Annotated in this window: 17 protein-coding genes; 6 read left to right on the top strand and 11 right to left on the bottom strand. The window is 65.5% G+C overall.

Annotation, left to right across the window (positions count from 1 at the left end):
• Positions 1-20: 20 nt before the first annotated feature.
• From GobsT_RS09960 to GobsT_RS09950, 3 genes are all read right to left on the bottom strand, one after another.
• Complete coding sequence (locus GobsT_RS09960) at positions 21-1,526, bottom strand: MraY family glycosyltransferase (protein WP_081471452.1); 1,506 nt, start codon at positions 1,524-1,526, stop codon at positions 21-23.
• Positions 1,527-2,280: 754 nt separating this feature from the next.
• Positions 2,281-3,927, bottom strand: a complete 1,647-nt coding sequence (gene xrtU / locus GobsT_RS09955) for an exosortase U (protein ID WP_010035051.1) — start codon at positions 3,925-3,927, stop codon at positions 2,281-2,283.
• A 376-nt stretch (positions 3,928-4,303) separates the two neighbouring features.
• Positions 4,304-5,806 (bottom strand): tetratricopeptide repeat protein, encoded by a 1,503-nt coding sequence (locus tag GobsT_RS09950; RefSeq protein WP_010035053.1) that lies wholly within the window; start codon positions 5,804-5,806, stop codon positions 4,304-4,306.
• A 378-nt stretch (positions 5,807-6,184) separates the two neighbouring features.
• On the opposite strand from GobsT_RS09950, the gene GobsT_RS09945 reads away from it, so the two are divergent.
• Both GobsT_RS09945 and GobsT_RS09940 read left to right on the top strand, forming a co-directional pair.
• Positions 6,185-6,514 carry a DUF3467 domain-containing protein gene (locus tag GobsT_RS09945; RefSeq protein WP_010035055.1) on the top strand — a complete coding sequence of 110 codons (330 nt, stop codon included), beginning with the start codon at positions 6,185-6,187 and terminating at the stop codon, positions 6,512-6,514.
• A gap of 271 nt (positions 6,515-6,785) precedes the next feature.
• On the top strand, positions 6,786-8,912 hold the full coding sequence (locus tag GobsT_RS09940) for a hypothetical protein (RefSeq protein WP_010035058.1): 2,127 nt from the start codon (positions 6,786-6,788) through the stop codon (positions 8,910-8,912).
• Between the two features lie 160 nt (positions 8,913-9,072).
• On the opposite strand, the gene GobsT_RS09935 is transcribed toward GobsT_RS09940, so the two are convergent.
• The 5 genes from GobsT_RS09935 to GobsT_RS09915 all read right to left on the bottom strand — a co-directional run bounded on the left by GobsT_RS09935 (position 9,073) and on the right by GobsT_RS09915 (position 14,318).
• Positions 9,073-10,461: a hypothetical protein gene (locus GobsT_RS09935; protein ID WP_010035061.1), complete on the bottom strand. Its 1,389-nt coding sequence runs from the start codon at positions 10,459-10,461 to the stop codon at positions 9,073-9,075.
• 16 nt (positions 10,462-10,477) lie between these two features.
• Positions 10,478-11,350, bottom strand: a complete 873-nt coding sequence (locus GobsT_RS09930; RefSeq protein ID WP_010035064.1) for a hypothetical protein — start codon at positions 11,348-11,350, stop codon at positions 10,478-10,480.
• Between the two features lie 21 nt (positions 11,351-11,371).
• Complete coding sequence (locus GobsT_RS09925) at positions 11,372-12,190, bottom strand: S8 family serine peptidase (protein ID WP_010035068.1); 819 nt, start codon at positions 12,188-12,190, stop codon at positions 11,372-11,374.
• A gap of 112 nt (positions 12,191-12,302) precedes the next feature.
• The gene (locus GobsT_RS09920; RefSeq protein ID WP_010035072.1) at positions 12,303-13,514 is read right to left on the bottom strand and encodes a response regulator; all 1,212 of its coding nucleotides are present in this window, start codon (positions 13,512-13,514) and stop codon (positions 12,303-12,305) included.
• Positions 13,515-13,586: 72 nt separating this feature from the next.
• Positions 13,587-14,318, bottom strand: coding sequence for a TIGR02996 domain-containing protein (locus GobsT_RS09915; protein ID WP_010035078.1), 732 nt, complete (start codon positions 14,316-14,318; stop codon positions 13,587-13,589).
• A gap of 92 nt (positions 14,319-14,410) precedes the next feature.
• Between GobsT_RS09915 and GobsT_RS09910 the strand changes: the two genes are divergently transcribed.
• A complete protein-coding gene (locus GobsT_RS09910) occupies positions 14,411-15,283 on the top strand; it encodes an endonuclease/exonuclease/phosphatase family protein (protein ID WP_010035080.1) in 873 nt (290 codons plus the stop codon).
• A gap of 33 nt (positions 15,284-15,316) precedes the next feature.
• On the opposite strand, the gene GobsT_RS09905 is transcribed toward GobsT_RS09910, so the two are convergent.
• A complete protein-coding gene (locus tag GobsT_RS09905) occupies positions 15,317-16,117 on the bottom strand; it encodes a glycerophosphodiester phosphodiesterase (protein WP_010035083.1) in 801 nt (266 codons plus the stop codon).
• 393 nt (positions 16,118-16,510) lie between these two features.
• On the opposite strand from GobsT_RS09905, the gene GobsT_RS09900 reads away from it, so the two are divergent.
• Both GobsT_RS09900 and GobsT_RS09895 read left to right on the top strand, forming a co-directional pair.
• Complete coding sequence (locus GobsT_RS09900) at positions 16,511-17,851, top strand: pyridoxal phosphate-dependent aminotransferase (protein ID WP_010035086.1); 1,341 nt, start codon at positions 16,511-16,513, stop codon at positions 17,849-17,851.
• A gap of 425 nt (positions 17,852-18,276) precedes the next feature.
• Complete coding sequence (locus tag GobsT_RS09895) at positions 18,277-21,537, top strand: sigma-70 family RNA polymerase sigma factor (RefSeq protein WP_010047520.1); 3,261 nt, start codon at positions 18,277-18,279, stop codon at positions 21,535-21,537.
• Between the two features lie 304 nt (positions 21,538-21,841).
• Here GobsT_RS09895 and GobsT_RS09890 read toward each other — a convergent pair whose 3' ends face one another.
• Positions 21,842-23,164: a hypothetical protein gene (locus GobsT_RS09890; protein WP_148087681.1), complete on the bottom strand. Its 1,323-nt coding sequence runs from the start codon at positions 23,162-23,164 to the stop codon at positions 21,842-21,844.
• Positions 23,165-23,356: 192 nt separating this feature from the next.
• Here GobsT_RS09890 and GobsT_RS09885 point away from each other — a divergent pair, with 192 nt between their 5' ends.
• Positions 23,357-24,082, top strand: coding sequence for a hypothetical protein (locus GobsT_RS09885; RefSeq protein ID WP_148087680.1), 726 nt, complete (start codon positions 23,357-23,359; stop codon positions 24,080-24,082).
• On the opposite strand, the gene GobsT_RS09880 is transcribed toward GobsT_RS09885, so the two are convergent.
• Positions 24,057-24,413, bottom strand: coding sequence for a hypothetical protein (locus GobsT_RS09880; protein WP_071529342.1), 357 nt, complete (start codon positions 24,411-24,413; stop codon positions 24,057-24,059). The genes GobsT_RS09885 and GobsT_RS09880 overlap by 26 nt on opposite strands.
• Between the last annotated feature and the right edge of the window lie 15 nt (positions 24,414-24,428).

The following is a 24,428-nucleotide window of genomic DNA, read 5'->3' as shown; positions in this document are numbered from 1 at the left end:
GTGCGAAGGAAAGGGCACACTCACGCAGAAACGGTTTCAGCCACAGTTGCGGCCGGCACGGTTACGGGCGGCCGGGCAGCTTCTGCAAGAACCGTTTCAGCCGCGTCCGTCACGCGACCGAGTGCGGCAAGCTTCTGCCACACCGGTTCGCCGTCGGGTAACCCACTCACCGTCACCTGCCCAACCGTTTGCCCCCACGCCGTTAGCAGCAGCACGGCCGACCAGCAGACCGGCTCTTCGCCACGGGTCTCCATTGGACGAGACCAGCGGGCGTGGTACGCCTCATGATGCGCCGGCGCGTTCACGTCGAGAGCGACGGTCCGCAAATTGAGCCGGCCGGCACAGTCAGTAAGCCGGGTCCACAGCTCACCCCACTCAGCCGTGCCTTGCAGGCGCACCTCCAACCGCTTACCGCACGGCGGCGCCCCCCCCAAAACCGAACGAGACAAGGCGCGAGCGGACTGCACGAGCAGCATAAACTCCGCGTGCCCAAACAATCGCGTAGCAACCAAGATCACAACAACAACCAGGGCCGACGCCACTGCCAGCGCCTCATTGTGGTAAGCAATACTGGCGAGCACCCCGAAAACTGCAACGATGCACAGGCTGGCGACCAGTAGGAGCACCCGCGGACGGGACAGGCCACCACGAAGGAGGCAGTGGTGGAGGTGCCCCCGGTCCGTGCTAAAAATGCTGCGACCGGTGAGCTTCCGCCGGACCACCGCGGCCAGCGTATCAAAAATGGGTAGCACCAACAGAGCGGCCGGCGCGGCGAGAGCTACGGTGGTCGGCCCCTTGAGAGAGCACCGAATGGCGAGGACGCCGATCACCAAGCCGATCAACATGCTGCCCGCATCTCCCAAAAAAATGGTTGCGGGGGGAAGGTTGTAGCGCAAGAAGCCGACCAGCGAACCGGCCAGAGTCACCGCGACGCACGCCTCCACGTACTGCCCGTGCATCGCAGCCATACCCGCAATGGCCAGGCAGATGATGGTAGCCACCGTGCCCAGCAGCCCATCCATACCATCAAGCAGGTTTAGCGAATTGATGGCCCCGAGCAACCAGAACGCGGTCAGCGGAATCGCCAAATAGCCCAGTTCAACAGTCCAACCGAACAGTGCAACGGAGGTGATCTGCGGCCCGGTCGCCACAACCACCATTACGGCAACAATCTGACCACATAGCTTGTAGCGCCCGCGCAACCCGCGAGCGTCGTCGACAACACCAACCAGACAGATTAGCGCTGATGCGATCAGCAGCCACAAAAGCGCGTTAAGGTGGCCAGCAACCGCTTCGGCCACTGCACCCGGAAGCAGCGAGGCCGGAGCCAAGACAAGCACTGTGGACGTGAAAACGGCAATGCCGCCCGCAACCGGCACCACGCGCCCGTGCATTTTCCGACGGCCGTCCGGCTTATCCACCAAACCGATCCGGCGGGCCGCAATCCGCGCCAAACCGGTAAAGCCGACGGAACATACAAGCCCTAGGGCAAAGAGCATTGCCAAGAAACCAACAGGCGAATTCATAGGCACCCTCTACGTCGAGTCGGGCGGCGCAAACCGGGACGGGCGATCGTCCCGGTACACATCAGCGGAGAGGTAAAGCTCGCAGCAGACCAGTTCGCGGCGCAACCTCGATCCGGAGCGGACATCCGGATATTACCCGAACGACGAACATAACCACCAGCCGCGACATCTCCGGTAGTCCGGGAGGATTGCGACCCGAGCCGCCTCCGAGCCAGACTCAGGCTACTCAATATATGAGTAAATTGCATGTGGAAAATTTATTTTTCCTGTGGAATCAACAAAATTTGTCAATTTAGCGCAATCATGCCGAGGGACACCTCCGAATGACCGGCAGAGGCATTGGCAGTGAACCAACCCATAAAAGCCCTGCCAGCAACTTCAGTATTTTTACGGCGTACAGCACCAAACTCATTCCGCGACAACCACAAAATCCATTACGCCGAGAGAAAAGCGATACAGCATTAACAGCAAAACGGCCGTACCTCATAGAAGCGTCAGAGGTGGTCGGTGAGCATCACGAGCCATGTCGGCCGGAAGCGAGCGCCAACCCTTCACCTCGAACACCTCATGAGCCATCTGTCGATCATCGCCCAAAAACACAAGAAACGCGTCATATCCGCAAGTTCTCGCCGGCACTCAACAACCTTGCAATTACCTATGCATTCACTTCGACAATATTGCTTGAGCGCCAAGGGAGCCCACTTAATGCAGTTGGCCGCAAAACACGCGACCATCACATCACTAACAACTGTGATTATTGTTTTGCACCACCCTCTGCCGCCCATCTCTCTCGCAGGTGCGACTGAAGCGCGACGAACAATTGCCGCACATCCTCTTCACCTTCAGCCGCGAGAGGGCTTGCCCCTTCCACAAACACTTGAAATTGGTAAGCCGCTCCCGTGGGCTCAGGGGGAGGCAGCGGTCGCCCTTCGAGCCGCCTTTGAATTCGGTCGAACGATGCTTCGTGCCGAAACAGCGGCTCACGCGCGCCACCCGGGCGAGCAAGAAACGGACGCCCCGAGCGATCAAACTCACAAAATACCAAGAACCCATGCCGAAACCCCGGCTTAGACAGCCGCACCTGCACAAACCCGCCTGGCACATTAGCCGGGGTCCGCACTTCCTGGCTGTCGATCTGCCAGCCGGTACTGCGGTAACACCACGTCAAATCGTGCCACCCGGGAAACGGATACGCCAGAGAGGATTTGACAGCCATTTCTGGACGAGAATAGAGCCAGTTCTGAGAGTGCTCGCCAAAGAAGTTGTGCGCCTCGCGAGTCTCGGTGCCGAAGTCGCGCCGCTCCCACTCGCCCACTTTCGCGGGGAGCAGTTCGGGGCTCGACGCTAGTTCCGACGGCACGGTCACGGGTGCAATCGATTCGTTACCCCGTGCCGCCCAGTGCAGGCCGGCAATCACGAGGAACGAAGGCACGACGACCGCAGCGACCCGCACGGCTTGTTTTGGGGGCACCGGCATTTGCACAGTAGCAGCAGCCGGCACCGGGCGCGGCGATTCGGCGGCACGTGCGCTCGGACGGGTCAGAAACTCAAGCAGCCGATCGGTGCTCAGCAACAGCCCAACGGCTACCGTAAACAGGCTCACCCCAATCGCCTCGTGTCGCCAACCGGTCGCAGCGGTCACCCCCCAACGGGTCTCAAGCATGGCAACCAGCACCACACGGGTCACGTTGGCTACCAGCACCCACCCAACCGCCGCCAACATCAAAAGCGTTCCGCGCCCCCACCCGCGACGGGTCAGCAAAACGAGGAACAGCGTGCAAGCCAATAGCGAGAACAACGAGTTAATGCCGCTGCACGCCTGCTCGACGAGCAAAGACCGACCGTCGATCTCGATCACGTTCCCGGCAGCAAGGTGAAACACCTCCAGCGCATCCAGAACCGCGCCGCTCCACACGGTCGTGAGGCCCTGGAGTTGGAGAATCAGAAGCCGATCGAAATCCATCGGCGGCGGCACGAGCAGCCAAAGCAGCCCCCACGCAGGAAGCACTCGCCGGAACACTTCGCGCCCACCGAGCCCGTACGCCAGCGGGGGAACCAGTATCATCACAGACACGCACGCCAGCCACGAGGAGCTTAGCACCTCGGCCGCAACCACCCCAACCCACCCAACTAGAAGACCAGCCCACATCATCCGCGGCGCCGCCGGCCCTTCGCTCGCACAAGTCAGCGGATGGCGGAACCGCACCCAAGCGAGGACGGCGGCGCCGAGCACAACGAGCGGGAACGCCTCGTAGTGCGCGCGCACCGACATCCAGCGCAGGTGCCATACAAGGAACGGCGCGACCGCCACAGCGACCGCCGCAACTGCGGCGGCAGCCGCCCAACCCCGTGAGCAGGTCTTGCCAGTCGGTATGGTTGCGGCGGTCGGCGCGGTCAGCATAGGCGTATGCTCGAGCAAAGAAATAGGACAACGCATTACCTGCGGCATGAAGCAGATGGCGAATGATATCTGTGGCGCTCTGCTAAAAACCGACACGTTGGACGGCACTTTGGTGAAAACAGTTCCACCAACCATCCTGAAAAATCAACCCAATTCAACTCGAACAGCTTTAACAAAACCCTCATTCACTCCTGAACAAAACGCAGCCCCCAAGGCCCTCCAAACTTGCCGTAGCCACCTCGGCAACGGCCGCGAGCAACGCAAACACCAAAAGACCTCGCAAGCCGCAACATCTCATCAGCCGACCACTTGCGACAAGAATACCAAGCTTACAGGGTTAGAGTACGCGATCGATCCCGTACAGGGGGAGTGAACATCAGCGTTTCGGATTATGTTTGCGGGGAACCTGCTGCCGGTATTTGTCGGCCAACTCAGTTTGCCCGATGCCATCGTAGGCGGCCGCCAGAGCGGCATGCACCCCGTCGATATCTGGAGCCCGAGTCAGCACAGCATCAAGATCACTTATCGCATCCTTCCACCGCTCCAGCTTCAAGTAAATGCGCCCTCGAGTATCAAGGAACACCGGGTTGGCAGGCTCACGCCCGAGCGCAACGTTAACTGTCGCCAACGCTCGCTGGAGATTGGAGTGAGGGGGCTCCATAAGAGCACAGGCCAAGTTGTTCGCTACCACCGCCGCTTGCGGATCTGCAGCGAGCGCAAGCTCAAGGTGCATCTTCTCTGTCGCGTGATCCTTCCGCATCCGAGCGTCTACGGCCAGCGCGAAGTGCACATGGGCCGACGCAGCAGTCCCCTTCGCGAGCAGATCACGCAGAACACCGCGAGCTTGATCCGCATCGCCGCCGCCGATCTGCAAATGGTACAACATGCGATCCAGCAGTTCTCGGCTCCCAGGCTCATGGGCGAGCCCTTTAGCGAGCAGAGCAATAAGCTCGCCGGCCGCCCCGTCTTGCCTCTTGCGCACGTCGTACCATCCAACGTACGTCTTAGCCAGTGCCGCACGGAAAATCGGCGCGCCGGTCGCGCCAAACCCCTCTTCAAGGATCGCAACGGCGCCCGAGAAGTCCTCAAGGAAGGCTGTTGCGGTGGCCCACGAGAGCCGCGCCGGATAATTATTCAAATCATCTTTGGTGCGGTCACGAAAGTGGTTCGCGGCCAGTTCGGCCTCTTTCCGGGCTCGTCCGATGTCAGGCGGTGACCTTTTGAGGTACAGTTGCGCGAGGTGCAATCGGCTCATCGGGATGGTAGACGCCGCCTGCCCAAGGCGAGTTTCGGCCTCATCGAACCGGCCGGCAACGAGGTACAACTGGCCGAGCAACCCGAGAGCCGCCGGGCGGTCGCCCCCGAGATCGCCGTCCAGAGCGCGCACCAAATGCGATTCGGCTCGCGCCCGGAGCGCGGGCGGCATCTTATCCAAGTTCGGTTCGGGCGACGAGGCGAGCAGTTGACGCGCCCGCCAGTAGTGCGCGGGCGCGTACCCGGGCCGGCCGTCGGGAGCGAGACCGTGTATCAGCGCGCTCGCCCGGCCGTAGTCGCCGGTGGCGGCGGCGGCAAGCGCCAGCCGGTAATGCGCGTCCGGGTCGTTGGCGGTCGGCGACACCCTCTCGAAACACGTTAGCGCACGCGGGTAGTCCTTGGCCTGCAACGCCGCTTTGCCCTGCGCGAGGTACCGGGCCTCAAGTTCGCGGGGCGACTGCGAAGCGCACACGAACACGACGAACAGAACACCCAGCGCAGCAATCGCGGCCGGCGCAGCGGAGCGAAACACCCGCCAGTCGCGCCCGCGCCACCAGCGCCGGACAGAGGCCCACGCCCGGCCGGTTGCGGTTTGCGACTGCCCCGTCAGGATCGGCGAAGCCATAGCTGCTTTCTCGTGGTGCTCGCCGGCGTGTTGGCACGTACCGGCACGCCGGTGCCGCGGGAAACCTAGTTACAATTATAAGCTGCGCCCGGCTGCCGCGTGCAGATTGAATCAATATCTGCTGACGGTTCGCCCGCGCGGCCGCTTTAACGAGGCCCAAGGCTCCGCAACTTCTGGCACCGCCAAAACACAAATATGGGCTGGCGCGACTCGACGCAGCGGCGTTGCCGATTCCATTATGTCTTCACCCCCCGACCTTCTTTCACGTCCTCATAATCGGTACGTTAGCTGTGGCTCGGGCCGTAACTGGCCACCCCGCTGTCCGCGCCGACCGCTCGGCCACCAGACAGTCCCATTCACTCCTTGTGGAGCGTTCCGATGTCCGATGTTCCGTTCACCGAAGTCGTCCCCCCGGCGGCCGCGCAGCCGACCCAAGTCGCGATCCGCGATGCCGACCTCGAGGTCATGTACGTGAACTTTTTCCGCGTGACCGGTAACGCGGACGAAGTGCTGCTCGACCTGGGCATGTTCTCCCAGGTGGTCACGCCGACCGGCCCCGAGCCGGTGAACCTGACCCACCGTGCCGTGATCAACTTCGTAACCGCCAAGAAGTTGGCCGACGTCATGCGCATGGTCGTGGCCCGTCACGAACAGGCCTACGGTCCGATCGAAGTGGACCCGAACCGCCGTCTGCGCCCACAAGGTTGAGTTCGCGTTCCACCGGCCGGATAACGCACGGCCGGTGGGCCGTCATGAGAGCCGCCGGCACACCCGGAAATGAGTTGCCGCTTGGCTCCCACCCTACCGACCGGCAGCGCCTGTGAGCGCATCGGCATTTGCAACCGCTCCCTTCCACACGCTGGCGAGTTTCGAGCCACGCGATCTTGGTGTAAGGAGGCGCGACAGGCAGGTAGGTTCTGCCGCCGGAACATAAAATGTCCCGAGTCGGCCGAGTCCGGCCGTCTTGGAGTGCCCGCAGATGCCCGCGCCCGAATCCCCGTCCGACACGTCCGTCGAACCTCCATCGAGGCCGGGGGAGCCGAAACACGGAACTCCCCCACAACTCAGCAACCCCGCGACGCCGCCCCCGTTCAGGGCGGCGTGGCCCTGGGTCCTATGCGTCATCGGGCTGGACTATCTCAGCACCCTGGCGTACCAACCGTCGGTCGCGTTCGGAGCCGCCGGTCGGCTCGCACCGCTCGTCACCGTGCTGATCGCCCTCGTCACACTCTTCTTCGCCTTACCGGTTTACTGCTACATCGCGGGCCGCTCGCCGCTCGGCGGCGGGTCCACGGCGTTACTTGAATGGGCCGTCCCCGGGTGGTTCGGGAAGTTGCTCCTCTTGGTGCTCCTCGCATTCGGCGCCGTGGACCTCATGTTCACGCGCACCTTCTCAACCGCGTCGGCCGCCGAGCACCTGACGCACAACCCGCACCCTCAATGGCAGCAGGCCCTCGACGACGCCACCCGACAGGGCGACCAACTGCGCGACCGGCTCCCGGAGGCGACCAAGCGGCGCACCGAGGGGGTGTGGAACCGTGCCACCGCCGTGTCGCTGGTGCTACTGGTGGTCAGCACGGTCGCGGGGCTGATCTTCTTCAAGGGTTACACCCGGAACTTCGTTCGGCTCGCCGCTCTCACGGTTCTGGTGTACCTCGCGCTGACGCTGGTTGTGGTCGGCAGCGGGGTCGCGTACCTGATCGAACGCCCCCAACTGCTGGAAGAATGGTGGCACGACGTGTGGGCCGGGAACTGGAAGCCCGACGTCGTCGCGCGCCCGGCGGGGTCGTGGGGCGCGCTGCTGGGCTTGTGCGTGCCCCTGGTCCCGGCGCTGTGTTTGGGGCTGAGCGGATTCGAACTGACGCTCATGGCAATGCCGCTCGTGCGCGGGGAGCCGACCGACGACCCGAACCGACCGCGGGCCGTGATCCGCAACACCCGCGTTCTTCTGACGCTCGCGGCGGGTTCCATGTCGGCGTACTTGCTCACGTCGACGGTCGTGACCACCGTTCTGATCCCGCCGGGCGCCCAGGAGGCGAGTGGCGCGGCGAAGTACCGCGCGCTCGCGTACCTCGCCCACGGCGGCACGCTCGCCGACGGCCGCCCGGCGACCGCACTGAACCCGAACTTCGGGCTGACGTTCGGCACCGCCTACGACCTCGCCACGGTATCGATCTTGGCCCTCGCGGGCCTCAGCTTCGCGCTCACGCTGTCGTCGTGGATACCGCCGTACCTGAACCGACTCGGGATGGAGTTCAACTGGTCCGTGAAGCTCGGCGTGCTGGCGTACCTGTTTTTAGCCGCGAAGTTCGCGGTGACGGCCTACTACGGAGCGGACGTGGACGCGCACCGGGCCGCGTACCTGACCGCGGTGCTCGCGCTGTTCGCGTTCGCTGCACTCGCAGCGACGGTGGACGTGTGGCGCCGGCGTGCCGAGCGTAACTGGGGGAAGGCGTTCCGCATCCCGCCGCTGTTTCTGCTCGCGTTCGTGACGTTCACCGTGTGCGCGGCGGCGGTGGCGTGGAACCGGCCCGTCGGCGCCGTGATCGCCGGCGCGTTCGTGCTGGTGGTGCTGGCGGTGTCCGTACTCAGTCGGGCGTGGCGGAGCACCGAGTTCCGGTTCGAGTCCTTCGACTTCGCCGACGAATCGAGTGAACGAGAGTGGCGGCATCTGGCGGCCGCGGACCTGGCCATCCTCGTCCCGCTGCGCCCCGGGCGACACGACCTGCGCGATAAGGAGATCGAGATCCGCACCCGGCACCGCATCCCTGGCGCGTTGCCGGTGCTGTTCATCCTCGCGGAACTCGGGGACCCGAGCAATTTCCAGCAGCGCCCGCTGGTGCGCATCGCACGCGAGAGCGGACGGGTGGTGATCCACATTACCCGGTGCTGTTCGGTCCCGCACGCGCTGGCGGCGGCGGCACTCGAGTTGTCAAAGACCGGCGGGGTGCCGGAGATCCACTTCGGATGGTCGCTCGAAAACCCGGTGACGGCGAACCTGCATTTCGTGCTGTTCGGCATCGGTAACGTGCCGTGGATGGTGTACACGCTGATCCGCCGCGCCGACGTGCCCGAGGACCGCAAGCCGCACGTGGTTGTCGCATAGCAAAAGGCGCCATCGCACAGGTGCAAACGTCAACACGAAGGAGCACAACGAACACGCGGGAGCCGAAGTTGAAGACACCGGGCCTCGTGCCCGATGACGACCGATGTCCCCTCGTCAGCACGCCTTCGTATCGGTCTTTGCGCCTGTGCGGTGAGAGCCTTCACAGCTCCAGGGCTTTGCTGATGGCCTCGCGCATGCGTTTCTCGCTGCCGGGGTTCACCCAGCACCAGTCGGCCAGGTTCCCGTCGTTCTCCTTCCACGCCCGCTCGATCGGAATGTACCCCGGGCCGCACTCGCCGTACCCTGCGACCAACACGAACCCGTTCGGGCGCGCCTCCTGCGCGGCAAGTTGGTACTCGACGTAGCTTTCCGCCGGGAGCAGCGTGACCGCAGCGCCGCCGAAATCCAGAACGGGAAGGTCGATCGGCTTCCCGGAATCGCACCGCCTATTCCAGCTCAGGCCCAGAGCCGCGAGGCACTGACCGAACGGCTTGGTGTCGTCCTTCAGTTTCTTCAGCAGTGCCTCCTCGGAGAAGCCCTCGGACGAGCGCGGCTCCAGCACGAGCGGTACCGATCGGAAGTTCGCCCCCTTCACCGGAACCTTTTTGGTGGCCCGCCACGCGGCGGCCATTGCGGCGTGAATGCGAGCGGCGAGTGCCCCGCGGTTGTCGGTGGAGCCGTCGTTGTACTTGCCGGCGGTGACGTTCCCGCTGCACCCGCTCGCGTACATCTGAAACGCGCCCTTCGTTTCGCTCTGCCGCTTCCGGCGTGCGATCCCGACGAAGTCCGCGGTGACGCCGCCCCGCCCGTAGTAGCTCATGGGATGTGTGGCGTAAGCGGACAGCGCGCAGAGCGGCGTGTCGCCGTTCCAAAAGCTGATCGTCTTCAGTAGTGGGTCCACGGTGCCCTCGTCGGCGTCGCGAATCTTCGGGTCGCGCGTCGCGGACATGCGGTCGTAGCGAACCTTGCCGTCCGCATCGATGTAGCGCCGGTTGGACGCGACCTTCTCGACCTTCGCCTCTCCGGTCCCAAGATGTGTGACCGGCTTCGCCTCTTTGAGGCACGCTTTCGCCGCACCGGCAACGCGCCCGACGGCCTTCTCAAGAAAGGCCAGGTCGCAAATCGCGCCTTTCGCCTTATACCGCTCCAACAGTTGTTGTGCTTCGAGATCCGCGACGGGCGCGTCGTGCTGGTGAACCGCGCACAGCATCACGCGCACCGGTTCCGTGCCGACGGCCTTCGCGATCGCTTCGCGGAACATTTCGTAGGCGCCGTTCCGGACCTCACACCAGTCGAGGGTGACGAACACGACCGGCTTCCCGGCACCGCTCAGCACGAACCCGTGGGCGAGCAGCGGGTCGAGAACTTCCTTCGCAGGCGCGATCCCGCCACCCATGCACGGGTGCCCGAGGGGGATGGTGACATCGGTCTCGAACGTCGCGAGTGTGAGCTTACGCTCCTCGCCACAAGCGGGCTGAAGGTACGAGCCGCCAGAGTTTGCAGCCACGGCTAGCGCCGCAGCGAGGGCGTCGCGTCGGGTTGGGTTCATGGCGGGCTCCGGGTACTCACTTTACTGAGCTGAGGATGAAGCGGGCGGCGGCCAAGAAGGCTTCCGACTCCTGCTCTTGCCCGACCTGCGACGCCATCCGGTGCTGACCCTCGAACAGCATGATGACGGCGTGCGATTTTTTCCACCACGTCACGGAAATTGCGACCAGAATGCGGCCGTCCGAACCGGCCTCCTCGCCGATGAGTCGCCAGTGTTCGGACCCGTTCGCAGTCGGCTCTCGCCTCTCTTCAATGATCTTGAACCCGGGCGCGCGGGTCACAAGTCGTTTCATGTCGCTCACGGCATTCTCAAAGTCAGAAGCACCGGGAGCCGGACGGACTTCCTTGACACCGGATACCATCTGAGGGTTCCGGCTCGCGAACATGGCGATGTCGCCGGGGCGATCAAACTTCTTCCATCGAGCCGAGGGAAGCGACACCTCGAAACCGGGCGGTTCTACCCGGTGTGCCCACACAGACGCGTCGTCTTCATACGGCATCACAACTAACGGGAGTGCGATCATCCCGAACCCGAACACAATCCCTACGAAGCCCAGCGCAGTTGCGACGAAGCCGCTCGCACCGCTGCGCCCGCCGTCGCTCTTTCGGGCCGACCGGGCCGTAATGACAAGGGCAACGGCCGCGAGACCGGCGGCGGTTGTAATCGCCCCAACTCCGAAGAAAATGAACCGCGCGGCCGGACCGCGAGCCAGTGTCGTCGCGCAGACCAGCGGGAAGAGGGCCAGCCCACACCCGAGGCCCAGGAGTTGGAGCCGGCGCGACCGCGTCTCCGCGTTCAGCGCCCGGCGGACGACCACGAACACGACGACAAGGGAGATGAGGAGAGGAATCAACTTGCCGATCAGCTCGCCGAGTTCGCGCGGGTTCAAAAGAGTACCCCGAATAGGAAGTTAGGCCAGAGGCGTAGCACTGCCGCTGCGGAACAGCCAGTACAGGATCGTCTTGATCTCGAACGGCTTCAGGTCCGGCTTCAGCGACAGCACGCGGGCCGCGATCCCGGCCAGGTGCGGCGTCGCCCAGCTCGTGGCCGGTTCGCGTGCGAACGGTCCCAGGTAGCCCCGGCTGTGCGCCTGGAACTCTACCTGTTCGCTCAGCTTGTACGCGAACCGCAGCGGGTCGTCGAACAGCCCCTTATCGACCGAGATGAGCGGCGGGGCGAACGCAGCGGGGTAGCTCCGCGTCAGCGGGTGCTCGTTGTGCGCCGCCGCGAACACCAGCACGTCGCGGAAGTACGCCTCCTCGATCGCCCGCTGCAACTGGTGCCGCCGGGGCAACTGCTGGAGCTTGTGCTCCGGCACCCCGAGCGACAGATTCACCACCTTCACCTTCCACACGTCGATCGCGTGGCGCAGGGCCGCGATCACCGTTTCCACCTCGCACGACCCGGTCGGGCCGAACACATCGGCGGAGTAGAGCTTCACCCGCGGGGCGATCGTGAGCACGATGTCCGCGACGGTGGTGCCGTGGGGCGACGACTGGTGGCCGGTGTACGGCAGCGGCGGGCCGCTGGGCCGGAACACCGCGCCCTCGATCGTGTTGATGGACGTGCCGGCGCCGGCGAACTTCGTTTCCAGCACGGACCGCTCGACGCCGGAGTCGATCACCGCGACCGCGATCCCTTCGCCGGTCGCGCGGGGGTCACGGAGGATGCTGTCCGGCGTGAGCCGGGCGAAGATCTCGTCGAACACCGTCGAGGCCGTCTCGGTCATCTGAGTCCCAGAAAAATACCGCTGCGGGTGCGGGGGGGAAGCAACGGGCGCTGCCGCACGCGGGCGCGCATCACGGGGCCTCTGCGCCGTCCGCGCCTGCGAACGGGTGGCGTCACAGGCCGGTGAGTTCGTCGAGCAGCTTGTGCAGGTCGTTGACCACCTTCACGCAGTGGTTCACCGCACTCGGGCCGTGCTTCACGGCCAGGGCACGAACCGCTTCGACCAGGCGCAACGTGGTGTCGGGGTCGGCGATCGCGTTCGAGTCGGCACTCAGCCCTTCCTTCAGTCGCGCCAGAACCGACGGCGGCGGTCCGGGTTCCGGTCCCGCCGACGCCTCGCCGAGTTGTGCCGTCGCCTGCAGCGCGGCGTCGACGGCATCGAACAGCAGCTTGTGCGTTTGCCGCTCCGCGACCGCCTGCCGCAACAGGTCCGTACCGACCTCGGCCGCCGACGTTACAAGCCGCCGGTCTTCGTCGGTGAAGCCGGGCGCGGCTTTGTCGAACAGTTCTACCACGACGACCGTGTCCGGGGCCACCCGGAGCGGCGCCGCGAGGATGCAGGCGCGGTTCGCCTCGAACGGCAGGAGTTCCAGCGGCCCGAGCGCGCGGGGGTCGAAATCGTTAATCGCGACCGGCTCTTGAAAGCTGATGACGCTGGCCGCGAGCGACCGCGCGAACGGCACCGTCGGCGTGGGCAGCGGTTGCCCCTCCGCACCGTAGGCGACGGTCGATTCGGTCCCGTCGAGGGCGGTGTGCCGGACGATCAGCGCGCCGTCGGCGGCACGGGTGCCGCGGATCACGAACCTAAGCAGCGACTTCACCGCCGCGGGCAGCGGCACCGGGTCGTTGAACGCCGCGGAGGTCTGCACGATCGGCAGCACCTTCTCGACCGCCTCGCGGAACGCCGCCAGGCGCTGGTTGATTTCGCGCTGCTGCTTCGCGGGCCGGATGCGGTCCAGTTGCCGCCGGATGGCGGCGACGAACGTGTCGCGGTTCAGGTCCTGGTTCTTGTCGATGTAGTCGCGCACGCCCATGCGGAGCGCGTCGAGCGGCGTCGCCTGGTGGGCGAAGCCCGTTACGAGAATCGCGACCACATCCGGCCGGAACTCCACGAGGTCTTCGAGAAGCCGCAGCCCGTCGCTGCCCGACCCGAGGTTCCAGTCGAGGATGGCGAGATCGACCGGCTGCTCGTTGGCGATCTGGAGCGCCGACTCCGAGTCCGCCACGGCGAACACGCGGGCGTCCGGCATAGCGCCGGTGAGCCACTCGCGGAACGTCCGGCGGACGGATTCCTCGTCGTCAACGATAAGTACGGTGTCGGTCATGCGTGTCATTTTAGGCAGCGGGACTGTTGTTGAACGCTTGCAGGAGGAAAGGTTGCGCGCCACCACCAGCGGTCACACAAACCGCACTCCGTGTCCGAGCCGTGCGGTCAGCACCGCGCGCGTCGACTCGCTGAACGACCTCTGGGCGAACACAAGCGTGGGGAGGCGATGGAGCGGACCGGCCATCAGCGGCTGAACGGCGGCATCGCGCAAATCGCACTCGCGCAGATCGATCACCCGGGGCCGGTCCGCCCAGGAGTGAGTCCACAACGGTGCAAGGAACGGGCTGATTACGTCTTCGCCCGGCCGAGCGTGGAACCGGGCGATTAGGTGCAACTCGTCGAACCGCTCTAGCCCGGGCCAACTAAGCAGTCCAACACAGTCCTCTGGGGAATTGCCGTCCCACCGGGCAAAGTGGGCACGCAACGCACGCAATGGGACGTGTGCGAACAGGTTGACCAGATCGGAAGGCACGGCCGGGGTCCAGTAGCGGAGCTTCAGAGTAACCGATTCGACCATCCCGCGTTCAAAGGGTCCCCACCTGACTCGCGGTATCTTCGGCAGTTCTTTCCGCCACCCTTCCGAGTGAGCGCAAAGCAAAACACGGACGCGGGCCTGCCAAGCGTTTCGTTGCGCGGTAGTGTCCTCGTCTTTCGAGCGAATCAGCCCGATTTGTGCGCGAATCAGTTCCGCCCGCTCGTGCCTGCCGTGCTCGTCTAGCCAGTCGGCGTACACGAGGCGCGGCGTGTCTTCGTCCGGTTCGGCGATGATCGCGTCGAGGAGCGCTCGTTCGTCCGCGTCCATTCACTCCTCCACGCACACGCCGAACACGAGGCGCCCCGGCCGCTTCCCATACGCTACGAGGGACGGGAACCGCTCACCGCCAGGAACCAGTGATGCACCGCTTTCTTTACCTCTTGCTCGCTGCCATCGGTCTGGCCCCGGCCGTCAACGCACAGCCCCCGAAAGGCGATGTGCGGGTCATGAGCTTCAACATCCGCTACGGAACCGCCAAGGACGGCGAGAACCACTGGGACAAGCGGAAGGAGTTCCTCGCGGACACGGTCAAGGCGTTCGGCCCGGACCTGCTCGGCACCCAGGAAACCCTCATCTTCCAGCGCGACTTCCTGAGCCAAAAGCTGACCGGGTACGAGGGCCTCGGGGTCGGCCGGGAAGACGGCAAGGAGAAGGGCGAGACGACGGCTCTGTACTGGCGCAAAGCGCGGTTCGAGAAAACCGACGGCGGGCACTTCTGGCTCAGCGAAACCCCAAACGTGGCGGGCAGCAAGAGCTGGGACAGTTCGCTCCCACGCATGGCAACGTGGGTGAAACTGAAGGACCTTGCGAAGCCGAACGCGAAACCCGTTCTGTTCGTGAACACGCACTTCGACCACATCGGAAAGAAGGCACGGATCGAAGGGGCCAAGCTGATCCGCGACCGGATCGGAGCACTCGGGGCCGGTTGCTCGGTGGTCGTGACCGGCGACTTCAACTCGGGCGAAGACAGCGAGCCGTACCGGACGCTGTTCGCCGCGCGCGACAAGAATGAGTCGCCGGTAATGGACAGCTTCCGCGCCGCGCACCCGAAGCGCGAGCCGAACGAAGGTACGTTCACTAACTTCAAGGCCGGTCCGGTCAAGGGCGACCGGATCGACTGGATCGGCGTTTCTCGGGACTGGACCGTTACCGGTGCCGGGATCGACCGCACCGAGAAGGACGGCCGCACCCCGTCGGACCACTTCCCGGTGACCGCCACACTGAGCCGGTGAACGGTCGCGCCGCTGCTTGACCGCGGGCCGGGCTCACTTCGCGAGTTGCTCGCGGAGCCAGCCCGGCCGGTCGGTGGTGATCCCATCGACCCCGAGCCGCACCATCCGCTTCGCCACTTCGACATCATTCACCGTCCACACGTACAGCTTCAGCCCGGCTTCACGCACCGCCTTCGCGAACGCCTCGTCCAGAGCCGCAGAGGCGGACAGGTCCACCCCGTCCGCCTTGATCTCCTTCGCCTTGGCGACCACCTCGGCGGCGGTCGGCGCTTTCGCCCCCTTCCTCGGCGCCAGGCTGACGAGCCAGTACGCCGGAACCTCGGGCCGGGCCTTCTTCAGTGCCGCGACGACCGCGGCGTCGAACGCGATCACCGGGGTCTGCTCGGGCCGCAGCTTCGACGCCGTCAGCGCGCGAACCAACTCGGGCACCGCCTCGGGGCCGCACTTCACCTCGACGAACACCCGCTTGCCGTCCGGCACAACGGCCAGCATGTCGCCGAGCGAAGGCAGCGGCTCGCCCTTGAACTTGGCCCCCTTCCACGAGCCCACGTCGAGGGCGTGCAACTCGTCGAAGGTGCTGTCCGCGACCGACTTGCTCACCCCGGCGGTGCGCTTGGTGTCCTTGTCGTGGATGACGGCGAGCTTTCCGTCCTTCGTCAGGTAGATGTCGAACTCGGACCCGTCCGCCTTCTGGTCCCACGCCAAGCGGAGGGCGGCCACGGTGTTTTCGGGCGCGTCGTAGGACGCGCCGCGGTGGGCGACGATTTCGACTTTCGGCGTTGCGTCGGGCGCGTGAGTCATCATGCACAGGGTCGCAATGGTGGCAGTGAACATGGACGGCCTCGTGGTAGCGGGTGAGCGACTGAGCCGATGGTAGCGGGGCACGCGACAGCGGCGAGTTCTTAACACCGTTTTCAAACTGCCGCCGGTCGCAACGGACTCGAAAGCGCCCCTACCCTTCTGATGTCACCGCACGCAATTCCCGTGATTCGGCCTCAAAATCGGGCGTTTGGGACGCGATTCGCGTGGTAGCAGCACCCCAGCGAACCGCCAGCTCCCGACCAGTCGATTGGTAGCGAATGGCCAGTCGCCGCCCCACTTCCCCGCCGCACGTCAGGAACGACCGGACATCCGAATGACAGAGCGTTGCGCCGCTCAGTCGGGCTTTACACAGCGCAGTTCGTTCTGCGACAATTCGCAAAACGCGCCCTGCACGGAGGCAACAGCGTGGCGATTCCCTTCTGGCTCACGAAGCTACTCGTCCGCACCCGGCTCGCCCGGTTCACCCCGCGCGCCCGGCGCCTCACCGACGGCGGCACCGCGTACCTCAAATACTACTCCGACCGTGTCCTCGCCGCGCCGGTGGAGGAACTACTCGACCCGGCGTTCGTGCCCGCCGCGCCGAACTTCGACGTCCTCGACCTGAACCAGCCCACCCCCGACGCGCCCGCAGCCCGCGGCGCGGTCAGCGTAGGCCGCACTGACGCCCTCTGTGCCCCCGGGCGCGTTCCCGTCACGCTGCCCGAGTTGAGTAAGGCCATCGCGGACCGCTACAAACAGGCCGGGCGGACCGTGAACCCGGCAACCGATATTCTCGCCACCCACGGCGCAACCGGCGCACTGGCGGCGGCGCTTGATGCGTTCGTGAACCCCGGCGACCGGGTGGTGCTGTTCGACCCGTGTTCGTCGCTGTTCAACCTGGGCGTGCGGTCGCGACACGCGAACGTGAGCCGGGTGCCGACGTGGGTCGAGGACGGCCGGCTCCGGTACATCGCACGCGACTTCGAGCGGGCGATGCGCGGCGCCAAGATGCTGGTCCTCAGCGACCCGAACAACCCGACCGGCGCCAGCCTCGCGAACGAAGACCTCGAACACATCGCCTGGATCGCCGGCGGGTACGGCATACTCGTGTACCTGGACGAGTCGTTCGCGGCGTTCCGGGGCGAGCGGACCCGCACGTTCGCCGCCATGCCGGGTGCGGACCGGGTCACGATCACCGCCGGGTCGGTGTCGCAAGAGTTCGGACAGGCCGGGATGCGGGTGGGCTGGCTCGCGGGGCCGCGGCACCTCGTCCGCGCCTGCCAGCTCACCGCGAACCTCAGCGCGCCTTACGTACCGCCCGTGTGCCAGCAGGCCGCCGCAAAGCTCCTTACAGAACCGATGGCACCGGAAGCCGCGCAGCGGTTTCGGTCCAAGCGGCAGTACACGCTCGACCGGCTCCGGGCGATGGGGCTCGAACCGGAAGCGCCGAGCGGCGGCTACTTTACGTGGGTCCCGGTGACCGGGTTGAACCTCGACGGCCGCGCCTTCGCCGAGCGCCTGCTGCGCGAGGAGCGCGTGCAGGTCGGCCCCGGGGTCGCGTTCGGGCCGAGCGGAGTCGGTCACGTTCGCGTGAGCTTCGCGACGGACGACGGCCGGTTGCGCGAGGGGCTGAACCGCATGGCCGCGTTCGTGGAACGGCTCCGAAAGCCGGAAGTACCGGCGCCGAAGACAGAAGAGACCAGCGAAACCGCTGTGAAGGAAAAAGAACAGTCGGAAGAGAAAAAGCCGGCGTTCAGCCGGGCATGAGTTCCGTGCCGGTCGGGCGAGCGGGCGCGTTGCGCAACCAGTATTGAGAACCCCGTCGTCTCGAATCCAGTCGTTGCGAGGTCATTGGTTGTGCGCCACCCGCCTGCTGACGCAGGCGGTTCGACAAGCCCCGGTCGAACCGCCTGCGTCAGCAGGCGGGTGTAACCTGAGCGTGTTCCGATTTCACCTCTTTTGCCCGGTCGTACCCCAGCACCTCCCTTCCGCGGCTGCTAGAACGTCACGCGACTGCATCCGTCCACGCGCCCCGGCCAAATCTAACAGCTCTCCGATCTTCATCTTACGGCTCCGCTTCGCGTTACCGTTTTGCCATTTCTCCGGCCCGGTGAGGCCACTCGTTCCGCGGCGGCCATAACTCGGGTACAAGGGTGTCACGGACGCAAGATCCGAAAACGGGAGGCGCAGCAATGCCACGCATTGCGAACCGGCTCATTCTCATACCGCGGGCAGTCGACACGGACCGGCAACTCCTCCACCGGTTCGCGACCGAAGGGACCCAGGACGCCTTCGCCGCGTTGGTCCGCCGGCACGCGGGCATGGTATTCCGGGTTTGCCGGCGCGCGCTGCCGACCGCGCAGGACGCCGAGGACGCATGCCAGGCGACGTTCCTGGTTCTGGCCCGGCGGGCGGCCGAGCGGTGGCACGAGTCGGTCGCGGACTGGCTCTTCGTCACCGCCCGCCGAGTCGCGAGGGACGCCCGGAGGGCGGCCGAGCGGCGGACCCGCCGGGAGCGCCGCGTTGCCGTCCCGGAGGCGGTCCCGGCGCTCGACCAACTCAGCGCCCGGGAATTCCTGCTGGCGCTGGACGAAGAGCTGGAACGGCTCCCGCCGCTGTATCGTGAGCCGCTCGTGCTGTACCACCTGGAGGAGTTGACCCGCGACGAGATCGCGGCCCGGCTTGGTGTCCCGAACGCTACCGTCAAGATCCGGCTCGAACGCGGCCGCGCACGACTTCGCACCGCCTTGACCCGGCGCGGGGTGGCTCTGAGCGGCGTGCTTCTGGCCGTCGCAGCCACACACCCGGCCGGCGCGGTCCCCCCACAGATGTGCGCGGCGATCCTGGCGGCGACGTTCGGTCCCCCGCCTGCGGCCGTCGCCTCACTTGCGCGGGGACCGATCGCGAGCGGGCCGGTCGCGAAGGTCGGCGCCGTCGCGTGTGCGATCGCGGCCGTTGTGGCGGCCGCACTGGCCCTTGGGGCCAGCGTGTCGGCGGACCCGCCCACGCCGGGCATCCCGGCACCGAAAGACCGCGAACCAGGTGCCAACCCGACGGCCAGCGCGGACGCACAGGGAGACGCACTGCCGGCCGGCGCGATACTACGAATCGGCACGCTACGCTATCGGGACGGCGCGGGCACCAACAACGCCGCCCTGTCACCCGACGGAAAGACCATTGCCACCACGTCCGAATCCGGCCTAACGCTTCTCGACCTCGCCACCGGCCGCCGAACCCTCTGGATCGGCAATTCGGAGGGGCCAAACGGGTTTCAGGCGAACGGCTCGTTGCTCGCATTTGCCCCTGACGGCAAGACTCTTTATGCCCTCCACGCCCCTGGCGCAGTAGCGATTGCGGCGACCGGGTCGATCGTCGGGTTAGACCCGAACAGCGGCAAACGACTCGTCACCTTCAAGCCACCGCCCGCGCCCCGCGGCCCGAACCAGCCCTTCGACTACGGCTACACCCGGCTGTGGTTTCCGACCGGCTCCGCGCATCTGGTCGCGGTGCGTCAAAAAAGCACGGTTCTGATCGATCCGCCCACGGGAAAAGAAATTCGATCGTTGGGATTCGCCGCGGAGGCGGCGTCGCCGTCGCCGAACGGGCTGCGCTTGTACGAAGTCTCGAATAACACGATCACGGCCTACGACTCGGACGGTAAACAAGCACGACAGTTCGAGCACACGGCCCCGCCCGAGGCGATCGGGCTCGACCCGATGGGCACAACGCTGGCCGCAGCGGACGGTTCAGAAGGTCGCATACGGGTGTGGGACGTGGCAACCGGTCAAGTACTCAACAACGTCGTCGTGACCAGCAAGGATAAAGAGCTTCCCGCGATCACAGTCCTGGCGATCACCCCCGACCGCAAGACGCTGCTGGTGGGGACGCAACGGGGCGTTATCCACCGGTTCGACATCGGCACCGGGAAATCGCTCACGCCGATCCGAGAGCACGCGGACTGGGTCACCGGCCTTGCCTTCATCGACGAGGGACGAACACTGGTCTCAACGAGCTGGGATCACCGGGTCTGTCGTTGCGATCTGGCTACGGGCAAACCGCTTCGTGATCCGGGCAGGTATTCGGGGCACCTGCGACTGGATCGCTCTCGCGACGGAAAGTGGATCGTCGCAGCCGACGGCAGCGGGCGTGTCGAGTTGCTCGACGCAGCGACCGGGCAGTTGGTCCGAACCCTTCAATCAGCGGGGCCGCCGGCCAGCCGGTTGGCGTTCGCACCGGACGGAAAGAGCGTCGCCACGGCCCACAAGGACGCCAAGATCCGAATCTGGGAGATTGAGAGCGGTCTCCTCGCACGAGAAATCGAAATCGCCCCGTCTCCAAAGGAGCAACCGGTTTGGTTCTCGGGCCTGAAGTTTGCGCCGAACAGCCGCGTGGTCGTCAGCTCGTGCGAGCCGTTCGGGACCGTCGCGTTCGACTCGGCAACCGGCAAGCGTCTCTGGGCCGAGGCGAAGTACGGAGCCGTGGCGTTCCACAGCGACGGCCGAACGCTCGCCGTGGGATCTCGGGACGGCAAGCTCCACCTGATGGACGCGGCGACCGGCAAATCGCGGGCATCGGCGCCGGCTCAGGACACCGTGAACGACATCGCCGTTTCGCCGGACGGTCGCGTTCTGGCGACGGTTGGCCACCAGGGTCTTGTCTACCTGTGTAACCCGGCCACCGGCGAGGTTCAGAAGCAGTGGCAGGCGCACACGCAGGGGCACGTCGCCTGGGGTGCGTCGTTCGGTCCCGGGGGCATCTGGCTGGCGACCGCGGGCGACCGGACCGTGGCGATCTGGGACGTGGCCACCGGCACCCTGCTCCGCCGGTTCGAGGGGCACACCAGCCGGGCGTACTCGGTCGATTTTGCGCCGGACGGGCGCACCGTTCTGTCGTCTTCTATGGACCTGACCGGCTACGTCTGGGACGTGCGCCCGGCGCCCGCTCCGGGGGCGCCCCGAACGACGGCGCAGTTATGGGACGACCTGCTCGGCGAACCAGCGGATGCGTTCCGGGCAGTGTGGCTCGCGGCGGCGGACCCGAAGGCGCCGGCGGTGTTCGGCGAGAAGCTCCCCTCGCCCCGAAAGCCCGACCCCGAGCGGTTCAAGAAACTGGTCGGGCAGTTGGCTGATGAAGACTTCAAAACCCGAGAGGCCGCCGAGGCGGAACTGACCCGATTCGGCCCGCCCGCGCTGGCCCTCGCCCGAACCGCCCGCCCGGGCGCGGAATCGCCCGAGGTCCGGACCCGGTTGGACGTTCTGATCCGGAGTTGGACCGAGGGAGCGACCTCGCCCGAAAGCTGGCGCCGCCGCCGGGCGGTGGTGGCGATGGAACTGGCCGGAACCCCTGCGGCGGTCGAACTGCTCAAACGGTGGGCGGCCGACGCACCCGGAACGGTACTATCAGACGCAGCATCCGCGGCGGTGAATCGGATCAACGAATCGAAGCTGCGTTGAGGGTGCCACGAAGGATGTTTGTAACGTTCGGAAACGAGCCGCGACCGCCAGGGAGTGGGGTACGTATCCCGCTCCCTGGCGATCGCGGCTCGTCAAAACGCACAGCACAACCACGACCGCCTGCTGAGGTGTGCTACGGGTGATGTTCTTACAGTCGGTTCAGACCACCGAGTGAAAGCGGTCCGCTCACGGGGATGCGCGTCTGGTTAACTGATAACTGTTTAACGTCAGCGGCGGTCCGACGGGTGTGTCCCACCCATCGGACCGCCGCTGACGTTGCTAACTCTTCAGCACGGAACGTGCCTTACCGTCCGGGGCCGTAGCTCTTCTGGAGAGCGAAGTGAACTTCCGCCGACGCCCGCACGATGATCGCGGCACTCGGAGCGTGGTACGTTACTGTCCCCGGACCGCTGCCGTTGGCGCGCCACGACAACGGATCGATCGACCCCGTAACCATGGAGGTGATGTTCTGCGCGTTCAGGGCCGCTTGTTCCGCGTTCAACGCCGGCCCCCACTGCGGACCGCTGAACGGCCCCTTACCCAGGGTCAGGTCGCCGATGTAGTACACGCGCGTGGTCAGCAGGTTGCGAGCGCGTTCGACGGTGACGATCTGAATCGTCTCGTCCTTCACCACGAACGTGAGCCCCTGAGCCGCGAGTATCGACCGCAGCACGGTGCGGCCCGCGAGCCCCTTGGCTTCGAGGGTTGCCCCCTTCTTCAGGTCCGTTTCCAGGTCTTGCAGGGACTGCTTGTCGAGCAGCAGCGGTTGGTCGAGCATGTTCGACAGGTCTTGCAGCGCTTCCTCGAAGGGGCGGTCACGGAAGTTCACGCTGACCGGCTTCTCCAGTGCCTCAATTATCTTCTTCTCTTTGGCGGTCATTTCGACCGGCTTCAGCCGGCGATTGGACTTCTCCACCCAGTCGGGCGGAAACTCCACATCCATGATCGCCGGCGTCGCAGACCGGGTCAGATCCTGCTGGCTCTTGACCCACCGGGCACGCATCTGCACCTGAATCGCGATGGCCTCTTCGAGCCGGGTGGCGATGCTCCCGGTGTACCCCAGCGCCTGCACGGACGGGTTGGTCGGGTACAGTTTCGTGAGCCGCGCGATCTCGGCGCTGGCAACGGCCGTCTCTTTGGAATCGTTGGCCCGCTGAATCGACTTCAGCCCCTCAACCACGTCCTTGTACTCGAGCGCGGCCTTTTCCGCGGCCGCCTTCTGGGCCGCAATAACTTCGGGGCTCTTCGGGTCGAGTTTAACGCCCGTGGAGGGATTCGTTACCACCGGACGCCGGCCTTCGAGCTCATCGAGTTTGGCATCGACGCGGCTCGTGAGATAGGTTCGAGTCGCCTCTGTGATTCCGACGGACGGGATGTCTTGTTTGGCCTTCTTCAAGGTCTCCGTGGCCTTTGAGCGCAGTCCGAGCCGCAACTGGGCGTCCGCGAACTTGAACGCTTCGGCAAGGTTGCGCTCAGCGTTCTGCTCGTTCGCTTTCGCTTTCTGCTCGGCGAGTTTGGATTCGAGCGGCCCCGGTGGTGGAGTCGGTTGGGCGGCCGAAGGCGGGGCGAGCATCCCGAGAGCCACCACCCCCGCACCAAGCTCGCGGCAGTACCGGAAGCGCGTCATGTTCGGCCCCTTCATACTCAAGCACGACTTGACTGTCACATCCCCAACGTAACGCAGGACATCGGCGTTTGCCAAGTTCCCATTTTCCTTTACGCCCCCGCACAACCGGGCGGGCGCGGCGCAACCGCGCCCGACGGTCGGAGTTGACCAGTTTCCGCGTCCCGTGTATCCCGCTGCCCGGAGGGATCAGTAATGAGGCGTCGTCGGCCGATGTTCCTGGCGCTGGCAATGCTGGCCGCGTTCGCGGCCCTGGCGACCAGCGCCCTCCTATTCGCCGCAAAGCGAGACCCGGCCTTCTACACCGCCGCCGCCAGCCGGCCGATCGATTACGACTCGCACGAAAAGGCCGCGAAGCTCCTCACCCGCGTCCTCGACCTTCAGAACGACATCCGGGCCAAAGAGACCTGGGGCGACACGTTCACCGCGGAGGAACTGAACTGTTTCTTCGCCGAGAACATGGGGGCGAAGGACGGGTTGTGCGAGTTGCTCCCGAAGGGCTTCCACTCCCCGCGCATCGCTATTGACGGTGACCGCCTCAAAATCGGCTTGCGTTACCGCGAAGGGTTCTGGAGCGGGGTCATCTGGCTGGAAGCGAAAATCTGGCTGGTGGCGGATCAGGTGAACGTTGCGGCCGTCGAGGTGTGCGACCTGAAAGCCGGCGCGATACCGTTCGGCTCGCAGTCCATCCTCGACCGCATCGGCGACGTGGCCCGTGAATCCAGCATGAGCGTCACGTGGTACCGCAACAAGAGCAACCCGGTGGGGGTGTTCAAGTTCTTCGCGAAGCAACCGCGGCCCACGTCTCAGATTCTCACGCTCGAAGTCAAGGACGGCAAACTGGCGATCGCGGGGCGTTCGTTCCTCGAGACGGCACCGGCGGTGCCGGCAGGGGTCAACCCGGTTGCCCAGCTCCCGTGAGCCGAAAGAACCACGTGTCCCCGCGCCGAGCGATCACGGCCCGGCCGCTCAACCGGGTTCCCAAAATCGAGAGCTGGACGCGGTGTGGCTCGTCCGCCTCCCAGACGCAAGTCCCAACATCCCATCGCGATACGCTCCCGCGACCGCCTGAAAGCGGCCCCTCGTATTCGAGGTACACGAGCCGGTGCGGGAAGTTCGGCGCGGCCGGAACATCGCACCCGGCCTGCGGTTCGCACAACAACCGCCACGCCCGGAGCCGGCCGGCCTCTTCAACGAGCAGGTCGAAGTGCGGCTCGGGCCAATCGTGGGTGAGGACGACGAACCGGGTCACGGAAATCGGCCTACG

It is taken from the genome of Gemmata obscuriglobus (assembly GCF_008065095.1).
GTDB classification, from domain to species: Bacteria; Planctomycetota; Planctomycetia; order Gemmatales; family Gemmataceae; genus Gemmata; species Gemmata obscuriglobus.
This window is presented reverse-complemented; position numbering and strand designations above follow the sequence as displayed.